The organism is Mesorhizobium sp. M7A.F.Ca.US.005.03.2.1 (assembly GCF_003997795.1).
GTDB classification, from domain to species: Bacteria; Pseudomonadota; Alphaproteobacteria; order Rhizobiales; family Rhizobiaceae; genus Mesorhizobium; species Mesorhizobium ciceri.
Genome location: NZ_RZRP01000974.1, coordinates 1 through 2,192, shown reverse-complemented (window position 1 = coordinate 2,192; position 2,192 = coordinate 1). Strand labels below are relative to the sequence as shown.

General features: G+C 65.8%; 2 protein-coding genes. Both read left to right on the top strand.

Translation table 11 applies throughout. The features are described from left to right. Window positions 1-878 (top strand): NAD(P)H-hydrate dehydratase (locus EN991_RS33420; protein ID WP_127370331.1); only part of this gene is annotated, 878 nt, incomplete at its 5' end. Then, the coding region (locus EN991_RS33415) for a hypothetical protein (RefSeq protein WP_127370330.1) at window positions 875-2,192 on the top strand (1,318 nt) is incomplete at its 3' end. The genes EN991_RS33420 and EN991_RS33415, both read left to right, overlap by 4 nt.

Sequence of the window (2,192 nt, the reverse complement as noted above, 5' to 3'; positions counted from 1 at the left end):
GGTTGCAGGAATTTCCCGTGCCGGCGATGGATGCGCACAAATACAAGCGCGGCCATGTCGGCGTCTTTTCCGGCGGCCCAAGTGCTACGGGCGCGGCGCGGCTGTCGGCGCTGGCCGCCGCCAGAAGCGGGGCAGGGGCGGTCACCGTGCTGTCGCCTGGCAATGCCATGCAGGTGAACGCGATGCACCTGACCTCGATCATGCTGCGCGAGGCGGGCTCGCTCGAGGAGGTGCAGGAATTTCTAATGGCGCGCCATCCCGGAGCGCTGGTGTTCGGACCGGGGCTTGGGCCAAAGCCCAAGGTCGGCGATTTCGCCCTGCAGCTGATCAAGGCTTTGGAGGAGGAAGCACGCGACGAGGCGACCGCGAACCACGCCAGTGCGATGGTTCTTGATGCCGACGCCATCACGTCGCTGGCCCATCAGCCTCAGGCGATGTTCGAAGCTGCCCGTCAGCCGAATGCGCCTGCCTTGATAGTCACGCCGCATGAGGGCGAATTCGGCCGCCTGTTCCCTGATATCGCCGGGGACAAAACCATGTCGAAATTGGACAAGGCGCGAACGGCCGCCGCGCGGGCCAACGCCGTCATCGTCTACAAGGGCGCCGACACGGTCATAGCAGCGCCCGATGGCAAAGCGGCGATCAACTCCAACGGTGCACCGTGGCTGGCCACAGCCGGGTCAGGCGACGTGCTGTCGGGCATCATTGCCGGTTTGCTGGCGCAAGGCATGCCGCCCTTCGAGGGCACCTGCGCGGCGGTGTGGTTGCATGCTGAGACCGGCAGCCGGTTCGGACCCGGTCTGATCGCCGAGGACCTGCCGTTGGCACTGGTGCCGGTGTTGCGCGACCTCTTCGACGCGCGCACGGCTGCCCAATGAGCCGCGCGCTCGTTCTGTTGCTTGCCACCCTCATCGCTGCCTTCATGGCGCCGACGGCGCGCGCCGAAGGTCCTGTGACGATCGTCGACGATCCGGCGGTGCTCGCCGCACTCGATGCCAGGGGTTTCGGTTTCGCCGATGTTTTCGGGGTCGACGGCGAGGGCGGTCTGAAGACGCTTTACGACGAGGCGCCGGCCTTTCACGCCATCGTCGAAACGGTTGCCTCCGATGTTGCGGCACTGCGTGCCGATATGAAAGCCGGCGGCCGGACGCTCTACGAAGTCACCGACGGCAATGTCGGCCGCATCATGGACATGCGCTGGCTGAAGACCGACGCTGCGCGCTTCCGGCTGGTCGGCGTCGTCAACCGGCTCGATCGTCGCGCCTTCGCGGTGGTGCAAGGCGACAGGAGCTGCGGCGAGGTGCGCTTCATCTACCGCCTGGCCTACAGCTTTCGCAAAAACGGCAAGCTGCTGGCGTCGCGCCTGCCATTCAATTTCAATGCCGTCTACAGCGCCGCCCCCGACGCCGATGGCGGCTGCGTCGGTGTTGCCGGGCGCTGGACGCCACAGCTTGACGAGAGCGTCGATGCCGGCTGGCTGACCGGCGGGCCGCTGGAGAAGGCCGGGTTGACCTTCAAGCAGCTGGAGCTCAACGCACAGGTGGTGCGCTTCCCGTCCGGCCAGGAAACCGAGTTCGGCGGGCAGGCCGCCTATCTCATGCGGGTATTCGGCATCGATGGCGCTGCTATCAGCGAGAAGCCGCTGGAGAACACGCCCGACACCGCACGGCTCTCGCAGGACACGGCGCTGAAAGCACGGCTCGCCGCCTATGTCGGCGCCAATTTGCCGGCGGTCGATGAAGGTGTCTATGAAATCCCCGACGAGTTCCTGGCCAGGAAAATCATCTCGTGGTCGACCTTCGGCAGTGCACGGCAGGCCAATCATCCGTTTACGCAATTATTCCAGCCCACGGATTTCGCACCGCTCGATTATTCCGCGCTGAAACTGGTGCGCACGCCGGAAGCGCTGGTCGAGCGGCTGGACAATGGCGCCTGCCAGGGTTGCCATCAGGCCGGTTCGACGGCCGGTTTCCATTTCATCGGTCTAGACGACAAGACGACGTCGCCATTGAACCGCATCGAGGTCGGGATTTCGCCGCATCTTCACGCCGAGATTCCGCGCCGCCAGGCGTGGCTCGCCGCCACGGCCGAAGGCAAGCAGCCGAACCGCTTCCGTCCGCTCTCCTTTGCGCCGCCTGCGGCCTGGGCGGACGCCGGTGCGGTCGACTACGCGCCGGCCGAGATGGCAATGC